This is a genomic window from Streptomyces sp. EDA2-14 (assembly GCF_054963755.1).
In genome coordinates, this window is record NZ_JBUEGE010000001.1 from 344,247 (window position 1) to 360,587 (window position 16,341).

The window sequence follows — 16,341 nt, forward strand, 5'->3', positions numbered from 1 at the left end:
TCGGCGGGAGCCCTCACTCATGTCCGGCGGTTCCGCTCAGCCGTCGACCGGACGACATGGCCGGTCCAGGTCAGCCAAGGCCTCCGGGCTTGCCCCAGCCGTAGTGCTCCGCGGTCCCCGGGACCTTGCCGTTGCGGGTGTCGCTGATGGGGCGCACGTTGAAGTGCGGACCCACGTCCCCGACACGGTCGGCGCGGCCGTAGATGTGCCCCGCGGAGTGGTCCTGGATGACCACTTCGCTGCCGTCGTCGCGTACGTAGTGGAATTCCTTGGTCTTGATTGTTTCGCCGGCCCTCCCCTTCATCATGTTGAACTTCGTATGCGGCCACTTCACCTTTTCCTTGTTCGGCTTCTCCATGTCCACGCGCTCGACCTTGATGGGCCGCTGCCGCTTCTCGATGCCCAGGTCCCGCAACGCCGCCCGGAACGCGCCTTGCTTGGTGAGGAGGTGCCGGTTGGCGGGCACCTCCGACGCGCAGGTCTGCGGAGCAAGCCCCAGGACGTCGACCCAGGTGTGCGGGTTGTGGACGTACGCGACCGGGTTGTCGGCCGGTTCGAGGCCCAGCGGGTCGGGGGAGGCGTAGCGCGCGGTCTCGGGGTCGTAATGGCGGAAGTAGTTGTAGTGGAAGCCCGTTTCGGCGTCCTCGTACTGGCCGGGGAAGCGCAGCGGCGTCAGCGCGACGGCGTCCCGGTTGCGGCTGGTGGTGCCCCACAGGGTGGAGCGGGAGCGCCAGGCGATGTCGCCCCGCTCGTCGACCAGCTCGGTGGGCGTGCCGACGAGGTCGGTGACGATGGAGAAGAAGCGCGAGTCGTACGCGTCCTGCGTCCTCGGATCCTTGCCGCGCGGCCTGCGCTCCAACTGGGTCAGCGGACGGTGGCCCTCGTGGTCCCAGGTGGTGGTGACGCCCGTGGTGCTGTCCGTCTGCTCGGCGAGCCGGCTCGCGTCCCACGTGAAGCGGACCGTCTCCGCCGTCGAACCATCCTCCGCCATACGGAACTTGGCGGTTCGGCGCCCCAACGGGTCATACGTGTAACGCCACTCGACGCCGTCGGGTGTCACGCACGCCGTGAGGCGGTCCTCGGCGTCCCAGGTGTAGCGCCAGGTGTCGGGCTTCTTCGACAGGCGGCGCTTCTGGCGCAGTACGACGCGGCCCGCCGCGTCGTACTCGTAGCGGACCGCGCCCGCGCTCTGGACGCGGGTGCCGGAGTAGGTGCGCTCGCCGCGGGCCTCGGGGCGGCCCGCCTTCTCCGGCCAGGTCGCCGTGGTCTGGTTGCCCGCCTGGTCGTAGGCGTAGGACTCGGTCCAGTTCTCGGCGGTGACCGTCAACGGGCGCCCCGCCGGGTCGAGTTCCATCCGCCGGCCGACGCCGGTGACCGTGTCCGTGACGGACGTGAGCAGGCCGTCCTCGCGGTAGCCGTAGTGCCGGTCGCGCAGGGTGCGTCCCGCGGCGCCGAGGCCACGGTTGACGGCGCGTCCCGCCAGGTCCCACTTGGTCGTGGCGGCCACGGACCCCGGGCCCCAGGTGCGGGCCAGCTCGCGGCCGAGGACATCGTGGCTGAAGGCGATCCGGTGCCCGTCCACGGCGAGGCCGTCCCGGTTTCCCCGCTCGTCGTAGGAGAGTTCGGTGACGACGCCGGACGGGGTGGTGCGGGAGGTGCGGCGGCCGAGCACGTCGTAGCCGAACGCGGTGCGCCGCCCGTCCACGGTCTCGGCGAGCACCCGCCCCATGACGTCCCGCTCGTACTCCACCGTCGACGTGGCGGAGGACATCCGGGTGAGCGCCCCGGACAGGTCGTAGTCGTAGGACGTGACCGCCCCCGCCACGTCCTTGCGCACGAGGTCGCCGAAGGCGTTGATCTCGTAGGCGATCTCCTCGCCGAGCGGCGTCGTACGGGCGACGGTGCGGCCCGCCGCGTCGTGGGCGTACGTGGCCTCACGGTCGTCGAAGTCGCACTCGCGTATCAGGCGGCCCGCGGCGTCGTACGTGTAGTCCCAGGTCAGGCCCTGCGGGTTGGTGACCCGCGTGAGGCGCCGCTCCCGGTCGTAGCCGAAGGTGTGGCGCACCCCGTCGGGTCCCGTGCGGGCCGCGATCAGGTCGAAGTGGGTGTACTCGTAGCGGGTGGTGGCGCCCGCCGGGCTGGTGGCGGAGCGGCAGTTGCCCTCCCCGTCCCAGGTCATGCGCTCGACCAGGCCGTCGGGCCCGGTGCGCCGCACGAGCAGCCCCTCTACGGTCCACTCGTTGCGCACGACCGCGCCCAGCGGATCGGTGACCGTGACGACGCGCCCGAAGGCGTCCCGCTCGACGGTCTCCCGCGTCCCGTCCCCCCGGTCGACGGCCATGGGCAGCCCCGCGGCGTCGACCTCGTACGAGACGACGCCGCCCGCCGGATCGGTGAGCGAGGCGAGGGCACCGTTGGCGTGCCGGGTGAGGCGGTGCACGGAGCCGTCGGCCGCGACGGATGCGACGAGATTGCCCCGCTCGTCGAACTCCTGCCGCTCGACGCTGCCGTCGGGCCCCGACTCCGTGACCGGCAGGTTCAGCTCGTTGTACGCCGTCGTGGACCGGCTGCCGTCCGGGTGGTGGACGACGGTCGGGTTGTGCCGCTCGTCGTACTCGACGCGGGTGGTGTGGCCGAGGGCGTCGGTCCGGGACAGCAGATTGTCCCAGCGGTCCCACTCGGAACGGACGACATTGCCCAGCGGATCGGTCTCGGCGACGACCTGATGCAGCTCGTTGAGCTGGTAGACGGTCGTGGCGCCTTCGGCGTCCGTGAAGTACGAACGCCGCGCGTCGCGGTCGTACGACCAGCTCGACGACAGATACCCCTCGGGCCCGACGGTCTCGGTGATCCGGTTCTCGTCGTCGTACACGTACCGGTAGACGGAGTGGTTCCGGTCCGTCCAGGACGTGATCCGGTGCCGCTCGTCGTACCCGAACACCATGGGCCTGCCGAAGGAGTTGACGACGTGCGTGAGGTTGCCCTTGGCGTCGTGCTCGTACGACATGACCTCGACGGGACCGTCCGGCGTGGCGACGGAGAGCTGGAGGACGAGCCCGGCGACGCAGTGGACGTCGACGCGGTACCCGCCGGAGTGCAGCAGCGCGGTGGGGGTGCCGTCGGCGAGCCGCTCGACGGTGACGGAGTTGAGGTTCCGGTCACACCAACCTGCGAGCCAGTACAGCCCGTTGGGGTCATCCGGATTCTTGGTGAAGGTCCGTACGACACCGGTGTGCGGGTCGGTGACACGGTAGGTGTCCCCGTCCTCGGCGGCACGGGCGAGCGCCAGCCGAACCCCTTCCTCGGGCCATACGGAACCGCCCTCGCCTGCCGTGTCCGGCAACCCCGGATAGAACAGAATCGACCCGTCCTCACGGGTCCACGCGACCCGCCCCCGCTCGCCGACCTCAAGCCGCTCGTCGAGCGTGGAGGCCCAGGAGGGCCCGAAGAACTGCCCGTACCGGTAGCTCGACAGATACGTACGGGACACGGCCAGCGACAGCACACCGGGCAGGGCGAGATCGGTCTCCGGCAACAGCATCTCGCCACTGGCCACATCGACCGGGTCGGTCGCGCAGGTGCGCCTGTCGATGCCGCGCCCCGTGACGCGGGCGTCCGGCGTCTTGACCGCGCCGGGCTTGGGCCCCTTGAGCGCCGCCCCGATCCCGCCGAGCCCCTTGAGCGCGGCGGCGCCGCCCCCGACGATGCCGATCACGCCGAGCACGATCTCGCCGATGTTCCAGTCACCGGTCTCGGCCATGATCGACATATTGATGCCGAGTGAGGCCGCACCTGCAACGACCGCACCGATCGTGAGCGCGATCCCCACACCCTGAAGCCCCGGCACCAACATCGCCAGCACGCCAAGGACGGCGCTGATGATGCCGAGGGCCTGGCTGAACGCCTTCTTGATCTTGTCCCAGAGGCTGTAACCGGCGACCGACTCGTCCCGCGCGTCGTCCAACTTCTGCGCCGCTACGGACGCGTCGTCCTCACGCACCTGCCGCGCGTCCTCGGCGAGCAGCCGGGCGGCGTCCAGGTCGGCCTGCGCGTCATCGGCCTGCGCCTGCGCGGAGGACTGCTTGCTGTGGGCCTCGTCCAGGGCGCGCCGGGTGCTGGCCCGCGCTTCCTTGTCGTCCGGCGGGTGCTTCTGGCCGTCGAGGTGGCTGATGTCGGCGGTGAGCGCACTCACCACATCGGTGGCGGAATCGAGCCGCTGCTTCGCCTCGCGCCCCTTCTCCAGGGCGTTGTCGGCGTTGCGCTGCTGATCCCGCAGCGAATGCACGTACACATCCAGCGCGCCGGCTGCCTGGTCGTACGAGCTGTGCAACTTGCGCACCTGCTCGGCCAGATCGCCGAGCTTTTCCCGGAGTTTGTCCATCGTCTTGCCCTCGCCGACCTGGTTGTTCTCCAGGCCGGACACGAGGGGCAGGGCATCGCCCGCGTTGTCCGCGACGGAGCGGTACTGGCGGGCGAGATCGCCGAGCATGTCCGCATCGCCGGGAGTCGGGTCGTCCGAGAACCCGAAGACATCTTCCCAATCGGACACCGCAGGCCGGACCATGGCCTTAACCTCAATTTCGTTGAGTCTTACGAGTTTTCTCAGAACCTCGACGTGCGCTATTACCCCCGTTTGTTGGGGATCAGCACCTTGTTAATGAGACTGCCGGACTGGTGATGGGTGAATTGGAACCCGTTGGTCCCCGAGGCGTCCAGCTTCAAGTAGGACGGGATGGGGTTTTTCCCCTTGTAAATGGGCGTCACGCTGTATTTGATGTCCTCTCCGGAATCAAGAGCATTGCGAATTGCCCTCTCGTAGTGCAAATGGACCGGGTTGTTCATGTGGCGGTGCCCGGTGATGAAATTCAGCGGGTGCTTGTTCGAGCCGCCGATCTGGGCGCCGAGCAGATGGCAGCGATTCATCGGGTCGGGGGTCTTTCCCCCTGGCCAACCCGGCGGCTCGGTAGTGGGCCTTGCGTTGGTCTTGCCGCCCGTCATGCCCGGGTCGAGCTTGGCGGACATTTTCCCGGTGCGCTTGAGGCGGTCGCTCGAGAACCTGACCTTCCCGCCCCAGGTGGGGTCCCGCTCGTCACATTTGACCAGACCCAGCGGGTCGCTGAACGACTGCGGATTGTCGACGTACGCCACCGGGTTGGGGGCGGGGCCGAGCCCCAGGGGGTCCGGTGCCGTGTACCGGCCGCTCTCCGGGTCGTAATGCCGGAAGTAGTTGTAGTACAGGCCGGTTTCGCGGTCCTCGTACTGACCCGGGAAACGCAAGGGTGTCACCGCCGTGGCACCGCGGCTGTGCGCGGTGGTGCCCCACATGGTGGTGCGGGAGCGCCAGGCGATGTCGCCCTGTTCGTCGACGAGTTCGGTGGGGGCGCCGACGAGATCGGTGACGATGGCGAAGAAGCGCGAATCGTACTCGCCCTGTCCCCGCGGCTTGCGCTCCAGCTGGGTGAGAGGCCGGTGGCCGTCGTGGTCCCAGGTGAGGGTGACGCCGGTGGTGGTGTCGGTCTGCTCGGCGAGGTTGGAGTCGTCCCAGGTGAACAGCACGGTCTCGACGGCGCTCACGCCGTCCTCGGCCATGCGGTACTTCGCGGTGCGGCGCCCCATCGGGTCGTACGTGTAGCGCCACTGGACGCCGTCGGGGGTGACGCAGGCGGTGAGGCGGTCCTCGGCGTCCCACTCGTAGCGCCAGGTGTCGGGCTTCTTCGACAGGCGGCGCTTCTGGCGCAGCACCATGCGGCCCGCGGCGTCGTGCTCGTAGCGGACCGAACCCGCTCCCTGGATACGGGTTCCGGCGTAGGTGCGTTCGCCGCGGGCCTCGGCGCCGGGCGCCTTCGCGGGCCAGTCGGCCGCCGTCTGATTGCCCGCCTGGTCGTACGCGTAGGACTCGGTCCAGCCGTCGGCGGTGACCGTCAACGGGCGTCCGACCGGATCGAGTTCGATGTCCTGGCGCTTGCCCGTCGCACGATCCGCGACGCCGGTCAGGTGGTTGTCGGCCCGGTAGGTGTAGGACCGCTCGCGCAGGGTGCGCCCCGGTGCGACGAGGGAGTGGGAGACCGAGCGCCCGGCCACGTCCCAAGCGGTCGTCGCGCTCACCCCGGAGGCCGCGCTTCCCCGGGAGCTCGCGCTTGCCCGGGAGGTCGACGCGCCCCAGACGCGGGCGAGTTCCCGCCCCACGACGTCATGGGTGAAGTCGAGGCGGTGACCGGCGGAGGTGAGGGTGTCGCGGTTCCCGCGCCCGTCGTAGCCCAGCTCGCTGACGGCGCCGGTCGGGGTGGTGCGGGAGATGCGCCGACCGAGCACGTCGTAGGTGAAGCGGGTGGTCCGTCCGTCGACGGTCTCGGCCACGATCTGGCCGAGGGCGTCCCGCTCCAACTCCAGCGTCGAGGTGGGGGAGACCGCCCGGACGAGTGCCCCGGCCGAGTCGTACGCGTACGAGGTGACCGCCCCCGCCACGTTCTTCTCCACCAGCTCACCGACGGAGTTGTACCGGAAGGTGATCTCCGCTCCCAGCGGCGTGGTGTGGGACACGGCCCGCCCCAACGCGTCGCGCTCGTAACGGACTTCACGGTCGTCGAAGTCGGACTCCGCTATCAGGTTGCCCGCGCGGTCGTAGGTGTAGTCCCAGGTGAGACCCTGCGGGTTGGTGACCTGGGTGAGGCGGAGTTCGGGATCGTAGGCGAAGGTGTGGCGGACACCGTCCGCAGTGGTCCGGGCCGACAGCAGGTCGAAGTGGGTGTACTCGTGGCGGGTGATGCCGCCCGCGGCGTCGGTGGAGACGCGGCAGTTGCCCTCGCCGTCCCAGGTCATCCGCTCGACCCGGCCGTCGGGCGCGGTCCGCTCCGCCAACAGGCCCTCGACGGTCCAGGCCGCGCGGGTGACCGCGCCCGCCGGGTCGGTGACGACGGTGGGCCGGCCGAACGCGTCGCGCTCGATCGTCGACCGCTCCCCGGCCGGGTTGCCGATGACGACGGGCAGGCCCGCGCCGTCCACCTCGTACGAGGCCTGCGCACCGACCGGGTCGATCACCGAGGCGACCGCGCCGCCCGCGTGGTGGGTGAACCGGTTCGTCGCGCCGCCCGGTGCCGTGACGGCGGTCAGATTGCCCCGCTCGTCGAACTCCTGGTGCCAGACCGCCCCGGCGTGGTCCGTCATCGTGACGGGGAGGTTCAGCGCGTTGTACGTCGCCGTGGACCGGCTGCCGTCGGGGAGTTCGATGACGGTGGGGTTGTGGGCCCGGTCGTACTCGTACCGGATCGTGTCGCCGAGGGCGTCGGTATCGGCGAGGAGGTTGTCCCAGCGGTCCCACTCGGACGTGGTGGTGTTGCCCAACGGGTCGGTCTCGACGACGACTTGATACAGATCGTTCAGCTGGTAGACAGTCGTGGCGCCGCACGCGTCGGTGTAGTGGTTGCGCTGCTCGACGGGGTCGTAGGACCACTGCGAGGAGAGATAACCCTCAGGACCGATGGTCTCGGTGATGCGATGCGCGTCGTCGTAGACGTAGCGGTAGGTGCAGTCGTTGCGGTCGGTCCAGGCGGTGATGCGGTGCTGCTCGTCGTAGTCGAACACCAGCGCCTTGCCACTGGAGTTGACGACATGGCTGAGGTTGCCGTCCGAGTCGTGCCGGTACGACATCACCTCGACGGGTCCTTCGGGAGTGGCGACCGCCACGTCGAGGAGCAGCCCGACGAGACAATTCACTTCCACGCGGTAGCCGCCGGAGTGGACCATCGCCGTCGGCGATCCGTCCTCCTCCCGCTCGATGCGCACCTCGTTGTCGTTCCGGTCGTGCCACCGGACCAGCCAGTGCACGCGGGTGTCGCCGTCGGAGCCGTCCGTGGCGCGGTCCGTGAAGTGGTGGACGATGCCGGTGTGCGGATCGGCGACCGAGTAGGCGACCCCGCCCTCGGCCGTCTCCTCGGCGGCCAGCGGCAGGCGCGCCCCCTCCTCGGGCAACACCAGGTCGTTCGCCGGGCCGGCCGAGGGGAGCCGCGGGTAACTCAGAATCGACCCGTCCTCACGCGCCCAGAACGCCCGCCCCCGGCCGTCGACTTCGAGCCGCTCGTCGAGGGTGGAGGCCCAGGAAGGCCCGAAGAACTGCCCGTAGCGGTACGTCGACAGAAACGTCCGGTTCAGCCGCAGCGGCAGCACACCGTCCAGGTCCAGGTCGGTCTGCGGCAGCAGCATCTCGCCGGTGGCCACGTCCACCGGGTCGGTCGCACACTTCTTGACGCCCCCGCCGCGGCCGTTGATGCGGAAGGCCGATCCGATCTTGTTCAGCCCGTTTTGCGCGGCGCCCTTCAGGGCCGAGCCGATACTCCCGGCGCCCTTGAGCAGCGCGCCACCGCCGGCAACCATTCCCACGACGCCGAGGACGATCTCGCCGATGTCCCAGTCGCCGGTCTCGGCCATGATCGACATATTGATGCCGAGTGACGCGGCGCCGGCGACGACGGCCCCGATGGTGAGGGCGATTCCGAGGCCTTGGAGGCCGGGCACGAGGAGGGCGATGACTCCCAGCACGGCACTGATGATGCCGAGGGCCTGACTGAATGCCTTCTTGATCTTGTCCCAGAGGCTGTAGCCGGCGACGGATTCGTCGCGGGCGTCGTCGAGTTTCCCGGCGGCGACGGCGGCGTCCTGCTCACGGACCTGGCGGGCGTCCTCGGCGAGCATCCGGGCGGCGTCGAGGTCGGCCTGGGCGTCGTCGGCCCGGGTCTGCGCGGAGGACTGCTTGCTGTGGGCCTCGTCGAGGGCGCGGCGGGTGCTGGCCCGGGCTTCCTTGTCGTCCGGCGGGTGCTTGACGCCGTCGAGATGACTGATGTCGGCAGTGAGCGCCTTGACGACATCGGTGGCGGATTCGAGCCGGTCCTTGGCCTCACGCCCCTTCTCCAGGGCGTTGTCGGCGTTGCGCTGCTGGTCGCGCAGGGAGTGCACGTACGTGTCCAGGGCGCCGGCGGCCTGGTCGTACGAGCTGTGGAGCTTGCGTACTTGCTCGGCCAGGTCGCCCAGCTTGTCCCGGAGTTTGTCCATCGTCTTGCCCTCGCCGACCTGGTTGTTCTCCAGGCCGGAGACAAGGGGCAGGGCATCGCCCGCATTGTCCGCCACGGAGCGGTACTGGCGGGCGAGATCCCCGAGCATGTCCGCATCACCCGGGGTCGGGTCGTCCGAGAACCCGAAGACGTCTTCCCAATCGGACACCGCAGGCCGAGCCATGGCCGCTACCTCACTTTCCCTGTTCTGCGTCGGCCGTACCGGCTGCGTCCGTCGTGTCTGTCGAGTCGCCGAAACGGAGCGACTCCGCGATCGCGTCGAAGACCTCGTAGAACTGCTCCGCCAGATCCACGTTGGGAGTGGAGCTGGCGATCACCAGGTAGTCGTGGGTATTGGGCACCGGGACGAGGGTGTGCCGCACCGCGGTGGGAACCCGCTTCCCCCCGTAGTCCACGTCCTCGACGCGGGAGATCCGCCCGGCCGCCCCGGCGTGCGGCAGTTCCACCAACTCGACCTCGCCGGGCGGCAGACCGGTGCCTTCCGCATCGGTGCCGAGCTGCACGCCGGCGGCCATGACGAGGTCCGCCAGATCCTCCGACTCGCCCTCCGGAACGGTGATCCGCAGCACCACCGTGGTGGCGCTGAGCACCAGCGGGCCACTGCCCGCGCGCAGGATCCTGAGCATTCCCGAGGCTCGCAGAGCACCCTGCGCGTGCGCCTCGCGGGCGATGCGCCGGGTGTTGCGGATCAGCCCGTCCACCTGCTCGCGGGTGAGCTGGGGGGCCTTCTCCACCTGTGCCTCGATGCGGCGGCGGATCGACGCGTCCCGGGTGCTCGGGTCGAGGTCGAGATGCCACCACGAATCGGGGAACCTCAGGCTGTATTCCGCGGGCGCGGCCGCCTCCGGCTGATCCGTGGTCGGTTCCGTCATGGCGCTTTTCCCTTCGGCGCGACGTTCCTCCGTCACGCGTCCTGCTTGTCTTCGTCGAGCGACTTGACGGTCTCGTCGTCCGTCTGCGTGAAGTTCTCGGCGATCGTGTCCGTGTTGTCGGCGAACGTCTTCACGTTGTCGTGAACCCGCTCGTGACCTGCCACCCACGCCTTGTCGAACGCGTCGAGGGCGTCCGCGAGCGTGCTGTCGCCGGCCAGGCTCTTGAAGTCCCCCGCGCCGCCGGTGGCGTTGTAGAGCGTCGCGGAGTTCCCGATCAGATCCCCGATGTTCTGGAGCTCCTTGACGGTGTCCTTCAGGTCCTGCACAGGCACGCTGATGTTGCCCATCGGTGTCTCCTCTCCTGTCCCAGCCGCCCGGCCCCGCCCTCACAGGGGAGAGCGGGGCCGGACGATGCGGGGGAGCTTCAGCCGATGGAGCCGGCGGTCTGGTCGTCGGTGTCGACGAACGCGTCGGCGACCTGCTTGATGAACTCGCTGACACCCTGCAGACCCTCGATGGCCTTCTCGGTGCCGTTCTTGTACTCCTCCCAGTACGGGCGGAACTTGGACTCGGAACCGGGCGTCGCGTAGGCCGCCTCGACCATCTCGTCCATCTTGGTGTTGGCCTCGTGCAGGCTCTGCTGCATGAGTTCCTTCTGGTTCTGCAGCCAGGTGGACGCCTCGCGCATCTCGTCGGGGCTGATCTTGATGTTGCCGCCGGCCATCTCGGCTCCTTCTCTCGTTCTCGGTTCGCCCGCGGTCGTAGATCCGCGCACACCGGGGTCTACGGGGCACCTGGCGAGGCGGTTCATGCCTGTTGCGGAACGGTGACGAAACTGCCCTCTGTGGCCTTGGCCAGCGGGAACCGTCGGCGGTTCCAGCCCGGCGAAGCCCCCAGCCAAGTCCTGTGTCAGCCGGTCAAGTTGGTTGACTGAGGGCTCCGCCAGGTGATCCCATTGCGTTCTTATTGGTGTTACTCGGGGGGATCGCAGTGGCGCTGGATCATTTGATGACGCAGGCGCGGTTTCTGGGCGCCGCGCAGTTGGAGATGCTCGAGGAGATGGCCGCGGCTCTGCGGCAGCCGTGCGAGGCCATCGTCGATCCGACCTCGGATCTGGTGGACGGCGCATTCAGTGATTACTTCCTGAACCGTCTGAAGATCCACCACGCGACGTCGGAGGAAAAGTTCAAGAAGGTCTCGTTCGAGTACGCCTTCATCGCCGCGGCTCGCTATTCCGGCGCCCACGCGACCAAGACGCGATCCCAGACCTTCCAGGGCGCCGATGTCACGGTGGACGGGGTGCGCTGGTCCCTGAAGACCGAGGCGGCGGCGAAGATCAGCAAGTCCAGCATTGTGGTGTCGAAGTTCTCCGAGGCCCGCTGGATCAGGGACTGCGAGACGCCCGGTGACTTTGCACGCGAGTGCGTCCCGAGATTTCTTCGACATCTGGACGAGTACGACAGAATAGTCACGCTGCGCGCATTTTCCGTGAGCCCTGTACTCGTTCGCTACGACCTGGTGGAAATCCCGAAGAGCCTGCTGGTCGGCGTGGCCGACCTCGGGCCGGAGGATTTCACGCCACGTACCAGGAACGGCGGCAGTTCCGCGCTCGTCAGGGACGACGGCGGAATAGCCTGCAAAGTGGTGCTCGACGGCAGCGTGGAAAAGGTGACGTTGAGCAGAATCTCGCTTCGTCGCTGCCGGGCTCACGCGAGCTGGACGGTTCCTACGATTCCGGAGAGCGAGGAAGAGTAGGCGAGGGGAGAGGGATCACTCGGCGGCGGAAATCAGGCCGCCGTGAGATCCAGCTGCACCGGTGCCGGTACCGCCTCTTTCGACGGTTCGCTCGGCGACACGATGTCGCTCGCCCGGAGACTGGTCCCGGGGAGTACGACACTCCCCAGCTCCGGCTGATTCCCGGTCAGTACCCACTCGGCGACGTGCGCCAACTGGTGCGAGATGAGCGGCGGTACGGCATCGCCGATGTGCCGGTACATGTTCGAGACCGCTCGCGCCTTGAAGACGAAGTCCTCCGGAAACCCGGAGAGCAGGCCGAGCTCGCGAACGGTGCAGAGCCGGTCCTGTTCCGGATGCGAGTACCGGCCATTGCCGAAGTGCGAGCACTCCCGCTTGATCGTGGGCGACGGCCTGTCCCACCACAGTCGCCCGTAGATGTCAGGGTAGGAGCCGAACTTGCCGGCGGCGATCGTCCGCTTCATGGCCGGGGTCAGGACGATGTCGGCGTCGGGGTGCTCCCGCATGTCGAGCCAGGACCCGCCGTCGTGGGGGGTCGCCTGGAGCCGCCTGCGCGTGACGTCCGTACCGATGGAGGGGGAGACGTGCATGGCATCGTCCGGATGCCGCTCGCCCGCCGCGATCCGAGGCAGATGGCTGATCGTCCGCCGCACCGAAACGGCCTCCGGGTTCACCGTCGCATCGCCCCACAACTCTTCAAGGGTGTGGAGTTGCTTGTCCTCACGGACCGCGATGACCAGGGCACGCTCGCGCTGCTGCGGCAGCCCGAACCTGTTGAGCATGTGAGTGCTGGCATGCACGCTGTAGCGCATGTCCTTCAGGTCCGCGCGGAGCTGCTCGAAGTGATGGCGGAAATTGCCCTGCAGCATCTCGCGCGCATTCTCCATGACGAGAACGGAGGGCATCAATTCCGCGACGAACTCCGCGGTCTTCCCGATCAGCGAGTTCCGGGCATCGTCCGCGACGTGGTTCTGCGGATTGGCCCGGGACAAGCCCGTGCAGGGTGGGCAGGCGCTGAGCACATCGAGTTCCCGTCCCTCGAGCCGCTGGTCCAGCAGCGACCGAAGCCTGGCCCCGGAAAGCTCGGCGATGTCTTCCTCGAATGGCTGGACGTTCATATTGGCGGCATAGGTGTCGTTGCACTCCAGCGACCCCCTGCCGCTGCTGGGCTTGCCCAGCTGGGCGTCAACGGCCCCGACCAACTCGAAGTCACCGTGTGTATGGAAGCCGTAGCTCATTCCGCCGGCACCACTGAACAGGTCGGCGAACGTCCATCGGTGCATCCAGCTGCCCTTCCCTCGGCGACCACGACAGTCGCGCCGCGATCCTAGCGACCTCGTCAACGCTCGATGGGACCCCACGAGCACACCGGACATTGTGGCGGTAGCCACTGACATTCGAGGCGAACCCTGCCTCATGTCCCGCCCCGGTCCATCGACATCCATCGCTGAACATTTATCCGGCTGGTGAGTCTACTTGTGCGGTTGCCTGTGCTGATTTCGAGCCGCGGGTGCAGCGAGCCTCATGAAGCGGGCCGCAACTGCTGGTGCACGAGGTGATTGCGGTGGGCTGCGCCACGGCGCTACTTGAGGCGCCAGGGGGCCGAGCGATGCACTCAGCGCGGATGTGTCGATGACTGGGGCCCCGCGATACGGCCACGCCCGTCACTCGGGCTCGGTGCTACCGGTCGTGCAGGATTTCGGGCCGCGTGACGGGAACGATGGTGATCAAGCCGTCGAGGCCCTTGAAGTCATCAGGGTTGGTGGTGAAGAGGGGGAGTTCCTCGGCAGCCGCGACTGCGGCGATCATCAGGTCGGCCACTCGCCGGCGTGGCTTTCGACCTGCCGAAACGACGGCGGCGCAGATCCTCCCGTAGATGCGGGCAGCCTCCACGTCAAAAGGGATGGGATCGAATTCGTTCTCAGCGCGCTGCAGGACGTCCATGCGCCGGGCCCGCTCGGCATGCTCGTCGTAGTCGCTCTCTTCGGCGTTGCCGCGTACCTGGTGGGGGCCCGCGGAAAGTTCCGCGAGGGTGATGGCGGTGATGGCCATCTCGGCAGGCAGTTCATCGGCATCGATCCACTTGCGCAGGATCATAATGTTGGTGTCGAGCAGCCCCTGCTCGTGCTCAACGGGCATACGGGTCGTCCAACTCCTGCTCGACGACGACGTCCTGGTCGTCACGGAAGGCGTCCAGCGAGATGTCAGGGGCGGTGCTTGACATGGCCGCGAACTCGGCACGGGGAACGAAACGACGCCTGCGCCGGAGCGGGACGAGCTCGCCGACATGGTGCCCATCACGGGTGACGGTGAACGCTTGCCCTCCTTGGACGGCGTCCATGATCTCTTTGGAGCGGGTGCGTAGATCACGCTGAGTGATCTCGGGCTGCGCTGTCATGCTGCCCACGATATCGACAGTGTGCTACCTGGTGCTACCGCGTGCTTCAAGCGCGGGTACGCCGACGTGAGCCGCTGCCGCTGCGACGCAGGCCTGCCAGCATCCGCGATCGCGTATGAGTGAAGTCGCTTGGTCTCACGGTGATGTGCTGCCAGGCGCACTCGCCTGGCCAAGTGGCTCAACGGCGGGGCCCCGCCCGCTCAGGTGGCCGATTGGGCGGGTAACGGCGTGTCGCGAAGAAAGGCTCTGACCAGCAAAAAGGCCCCGCCGAAGCGGAGCCTAAGAAAGGCGCCCCCGGCAGGACTCGAACCTGCGGCCAAGCGCTTAGAAGTGACTCGGGCCATCGCGGACGATTTGCGCCCTGACCTGGTGTTTTGGAGTGTCGGTCGACACGGGAGAAAGTGACGCCACCGTGGGTCCACCGGAAGTCATCATTCCGACTCCCTTCAAGGGAGTCCTTCAGGGTGCGACGACAGAGAGACGTAACACTCAGTTGCGCGGTGTCGCAGCCTCCTTGACCTGACACACCGAGCACTGGCCCTACTGAGGGACCGGCCCATTCGAGCAGGTCAGTGCCTTAGCCGGATAGTCGGACACCTGGGGCACTTCGTGTTGGCCCAGGGTGCATCCTGGGTGCCAGTTTGCGAGTAACTCGTAAGGTACGTCGTGGAGTTCGTGTCTGCTGTTCCACTCCCAATCCAGAGGGATCGCCCCTATCGTGATCAGGGTGTCCACAGCACCCGCATCCGCTCCCGGTGGCCCTCCGCCGCCCGGTTGGCGGCAACACCTACGGGGCCGTTGGGCAGCCCGGCACGCCCTACCGCGGTTCGGTTACTGGTTGCTCAGTCGGGGCGCCATCGTGCTTACGATGTGTGGGGCCCTATACGTCCTCGACGGCTTCCTGATCGGCTGGGCGAACGCCTACGACGTGATGGTCGGAATCACCTCGCCAGCTGACGTCCGCCCTCAGTGGTGCGCATGGCCGCTGTCCTTGATCGGATGGGCTGCGATTCCCGCCATTGTCGGCGCGGCGGCTGGGTATGTCATCACCGAACAGATCCAGGCCCACCATGCCCGTGAGCTGCACGATGTCCTCGACGAACTGCGCCGACTGGCTGAACAGCCCGGTCCGCCGTCCTCCGGGGGCGGCGTGTGATCTCCCTGTACGACGCATATGAAGTGGGCAGTGACGCTGTCAGGCGCGCGATCTTGGCGTTCGGCGCCCGTCATCTCCCAGAAGGCGCCGGGCCGAACTCCGAACCGGACTGGAAGAGAGCTGAGAAGCACTTCACCCATCTGATCGAGACCATCATGGGAACGGCAGTTCCATCCCAGGCAACCACCACCGCCATCGTGCACCGGGCCGAGAACGAAGCCATCGGATTTCTGCTGGCGGTCAACGCCCGGCCCCACTACCGCTGTCCAATTTGCGTCAAGCGGCAGGGTTCTTCGCGATGAACCCCCGGTCTACTCTGGAGACGTGGTGACGGAAGTCGAACGCGCCCAACACGCGGCCGCCCTACGCGGACTGCTCTTCCTTGCGTGTCCTGACGCGCCCTCCACCGCGATCACCGAAACCGCTCGGGCCATCGAACAGGGCGCAGACGAGGTGCCTAGAGAGCCTGTACCCGAAGCCCAAGCACTCACTGAGCAGGTGCCCAGGCCGGGTGACGAACAGAACTTGAGTGACGCGTCCCTGCGTGACGCGGACCTGACCCGCGCGGCCCTGCGGGGCGCAGACCTGCGTGGCGCGGACCTGACCCGCGCGGACCTGACCCGAGCGAACCTGATCGGCGCAGACCTGAGCGACGCGCTCCTGACTGGCGCGTATGCGCGTGGTGCGTTCCTGCATAACGCGAACCTGACGCGCGCGTACCTAGGCAGCGCGACCCTGAGCCACGCCTTCCTGACTCGCGCGAATCTGACCCGAGCGGTCTTGACCGAGGCGGACCTCCATCGCGCGCACCTGAGCCACGCGGACCTCCGTGGCGCGGACCTGACCGGCGCGATTCTGCGTGATGCGGACCTGAGCGGGGCAAGGCTTAAGGACGCCTTGGGAGTACACCTTCCGCCGGGCGCGGTCTGGAACCGGGAAACTGTGTGGCCAGTCGCGTTGGAATCAGTTGTCTTGCAGTACTCCGACGAGATCAGTCCCGGTATCTATCAGGTGCATGGTGGGCGCGCGCCAGACCGACCAGGCGCCGTTCGGGTCTGAAAGACGTGTGTTGCAGCCTTCTCGACCGGATACATC

General features: G+C 67.9%; 12 protein-coding genes. 4 read left to right on the plus strand and 8 right to left on the minus strand.

Annotated features, from left to right (window positions below; genetic code table 11):
* Window positions 1–70: 70 nt before the first annotated feature.
* The 5 genes from ACY34M_RS01490 to ACY34M_RS01510 form a co-directional block, all read right to left on the minus strand.
* A complete protein-coding gene (locus ACY34M_RS01490) occupies window positions 71–4,549 on the minus strand; it encodes a DUF6531 domain-containing protein (protein ID WP_462719201.1) in 4,479 nt (1,492 codons plus the stop codon).
* A 74-nt stretch (window positions 4,550–4,623) separates the two neighbouring features.
* A complete protein-coding gene (locus ACY34M_RS01495; protein WP_462719202.1) occupies window positions 4,624–9,153 on the minus strand; it encodes an RHS repeat-associated core domain-containing protein in 4,530 nt (1,509 codons plus the stop codon).
* Between the two features lie 85 nt (window positions 9,154–9,238).
* Window positions 9,239–9,937, minus strand: coding sequence for a hypothetical protein (locus tag ACY34M_RS01500; protein ID WP_462719203.1), 699 nt, complete (start codon window positions 9,935–9,937; stop codon window positions 9,239–9,241).
* 32 nt (window positions 9,938–9,969) lie between these two features.
* Window positions 9,970–10,284, minus strand: a complete 315-nt coding sequence (locus tag ACY34M_RS01505; protein WP_361121436.1) for a hypothetical protein — start codon at window positions 10,282–10,284, stop codon at window positions 9,970–9,972.
* Window positions 10,285–10,361: 77 nt separating this feature from the next.
* Window positions 10,362–10,661 (minus strand): WXG100 family type VII secretion target, encoded by a 300-nt coding sequence (locus ACY34M_RS01510; protein WP_033268020.1) that lies wholly within the window; start codon window positions 10,659–10,661, stop codon window positions 10,362–10,364.
* A 266-nt stretch (window positions 10,662–10,927) separates the two neighbouring features.
* Here ACY34M_RS01510 and ACY34M_RS01515 point away from each other — a divergent pair, with 266 nt between their 5' ends.
* On the plus strand, window positions 10,928–11,692 hold the full coding sequence (locus tag ACY34M_RS01515) for a hypothetical protein (RefSeq protein WP_462719204.1): 765 nt from the start codon (window positions 10,928–10,930) through the stop codon (window positions 11,690–11,692).
* Between the two features lie 32 nt (window positions 11,693–11,724).
* Here the strand turns inward: ACY34M_RS01515 and ACY34M_RS01520 are convergent, their stop codons facing one another.
* The 3 genes from ACY34M_RS01520 to ACY34M_RS01530 form a co-directional block, all read right to left on the minus strand.
* Window positions 11,725–12,975, minus strand: coding sequence for a DNA cytosine methyltransferase (locus ACY34M_RS01520; RefSeq protein WP_462719205.1), 1,251 nt, complete (start codon window positions 12,973–12,975; stop codon window positions 11,725–11,727).
* Between the two features lie 397 nt (window positions 12,976–13,372).
* A complete protein-coding gene (locus ACY34M_RS01525; RefSeq protein ID WP_462719206.1) occupies window positions 13,373–13,831 on the minus strand; it encodes a PIN domain-containing protein in 459 nt (152 codons plus the stop codon).
* Window positions 13,821–14,090: a prevent-host-death protein gene (locus ACY34M_RS01530; protein ID WP_462719207.1), complete on the minus strand. Its 270-nt coding sequence runs from the start codon at window positions 14,088–14,090 to the stop codon at window positions 13,821–13,823. The genes ACY34M_RS01525 and ACY34M_RS01530 overlap by 11 nt, the downstream gene beginning before the upstream one ends.
* A gap of 859 nt (window positions 14,091–14,949) precedes the next feature.
* Here ACY34M_RS01530 and ACY34M_RS01535 point away from each other — a divergent pair.
* Genes ACY34M_RS01535 through ACY34M_RS01545 form a run of 3 tightly spaced genes read left to right on the plus strand, consistent with a single transcriptional unit; the run spans window position 14,950 to window position 16,305 of the window.
* Window positions 14,950–15,246, plus strand: coding sequence for a DUF6313 family protein (locus ACY34M_RS01535; protein WP_462724105.1), 297 nt, complete (start codon window positions 14,950–14,952; stop codon window positions 15,244–15,246).
* A complete protein-coding gene (locus ACY34M_RS01540; protein WP_462723905.1) occupies window positions 15,243–15,548 on the plus strand; it encodes a hypothetical protein in 306 nt (101 codons plus the stop codon). Before ACY34M_RS01535 ends, ACY34M_RS01540 begins: the two co-directional genes overlap by 4 nt.
* A gap of 22 nt (window positions 15,549–15,570) precedes the next feature.
* Window positions 15,571–16,305 (plus strand): pentapeptide repeat-containing protein, encoded by a 735-nt coding sequence (locus ACY34M_RS01545; RefSeq protein WP_462723904.1) that lies wholly within the window; start codon window positions 15,571–15,573, stop codon window positions 16,303–16,305.
* The last annotated feature ends 36 nt before the right edge of the window (window positions 16,306–16,341 follow it).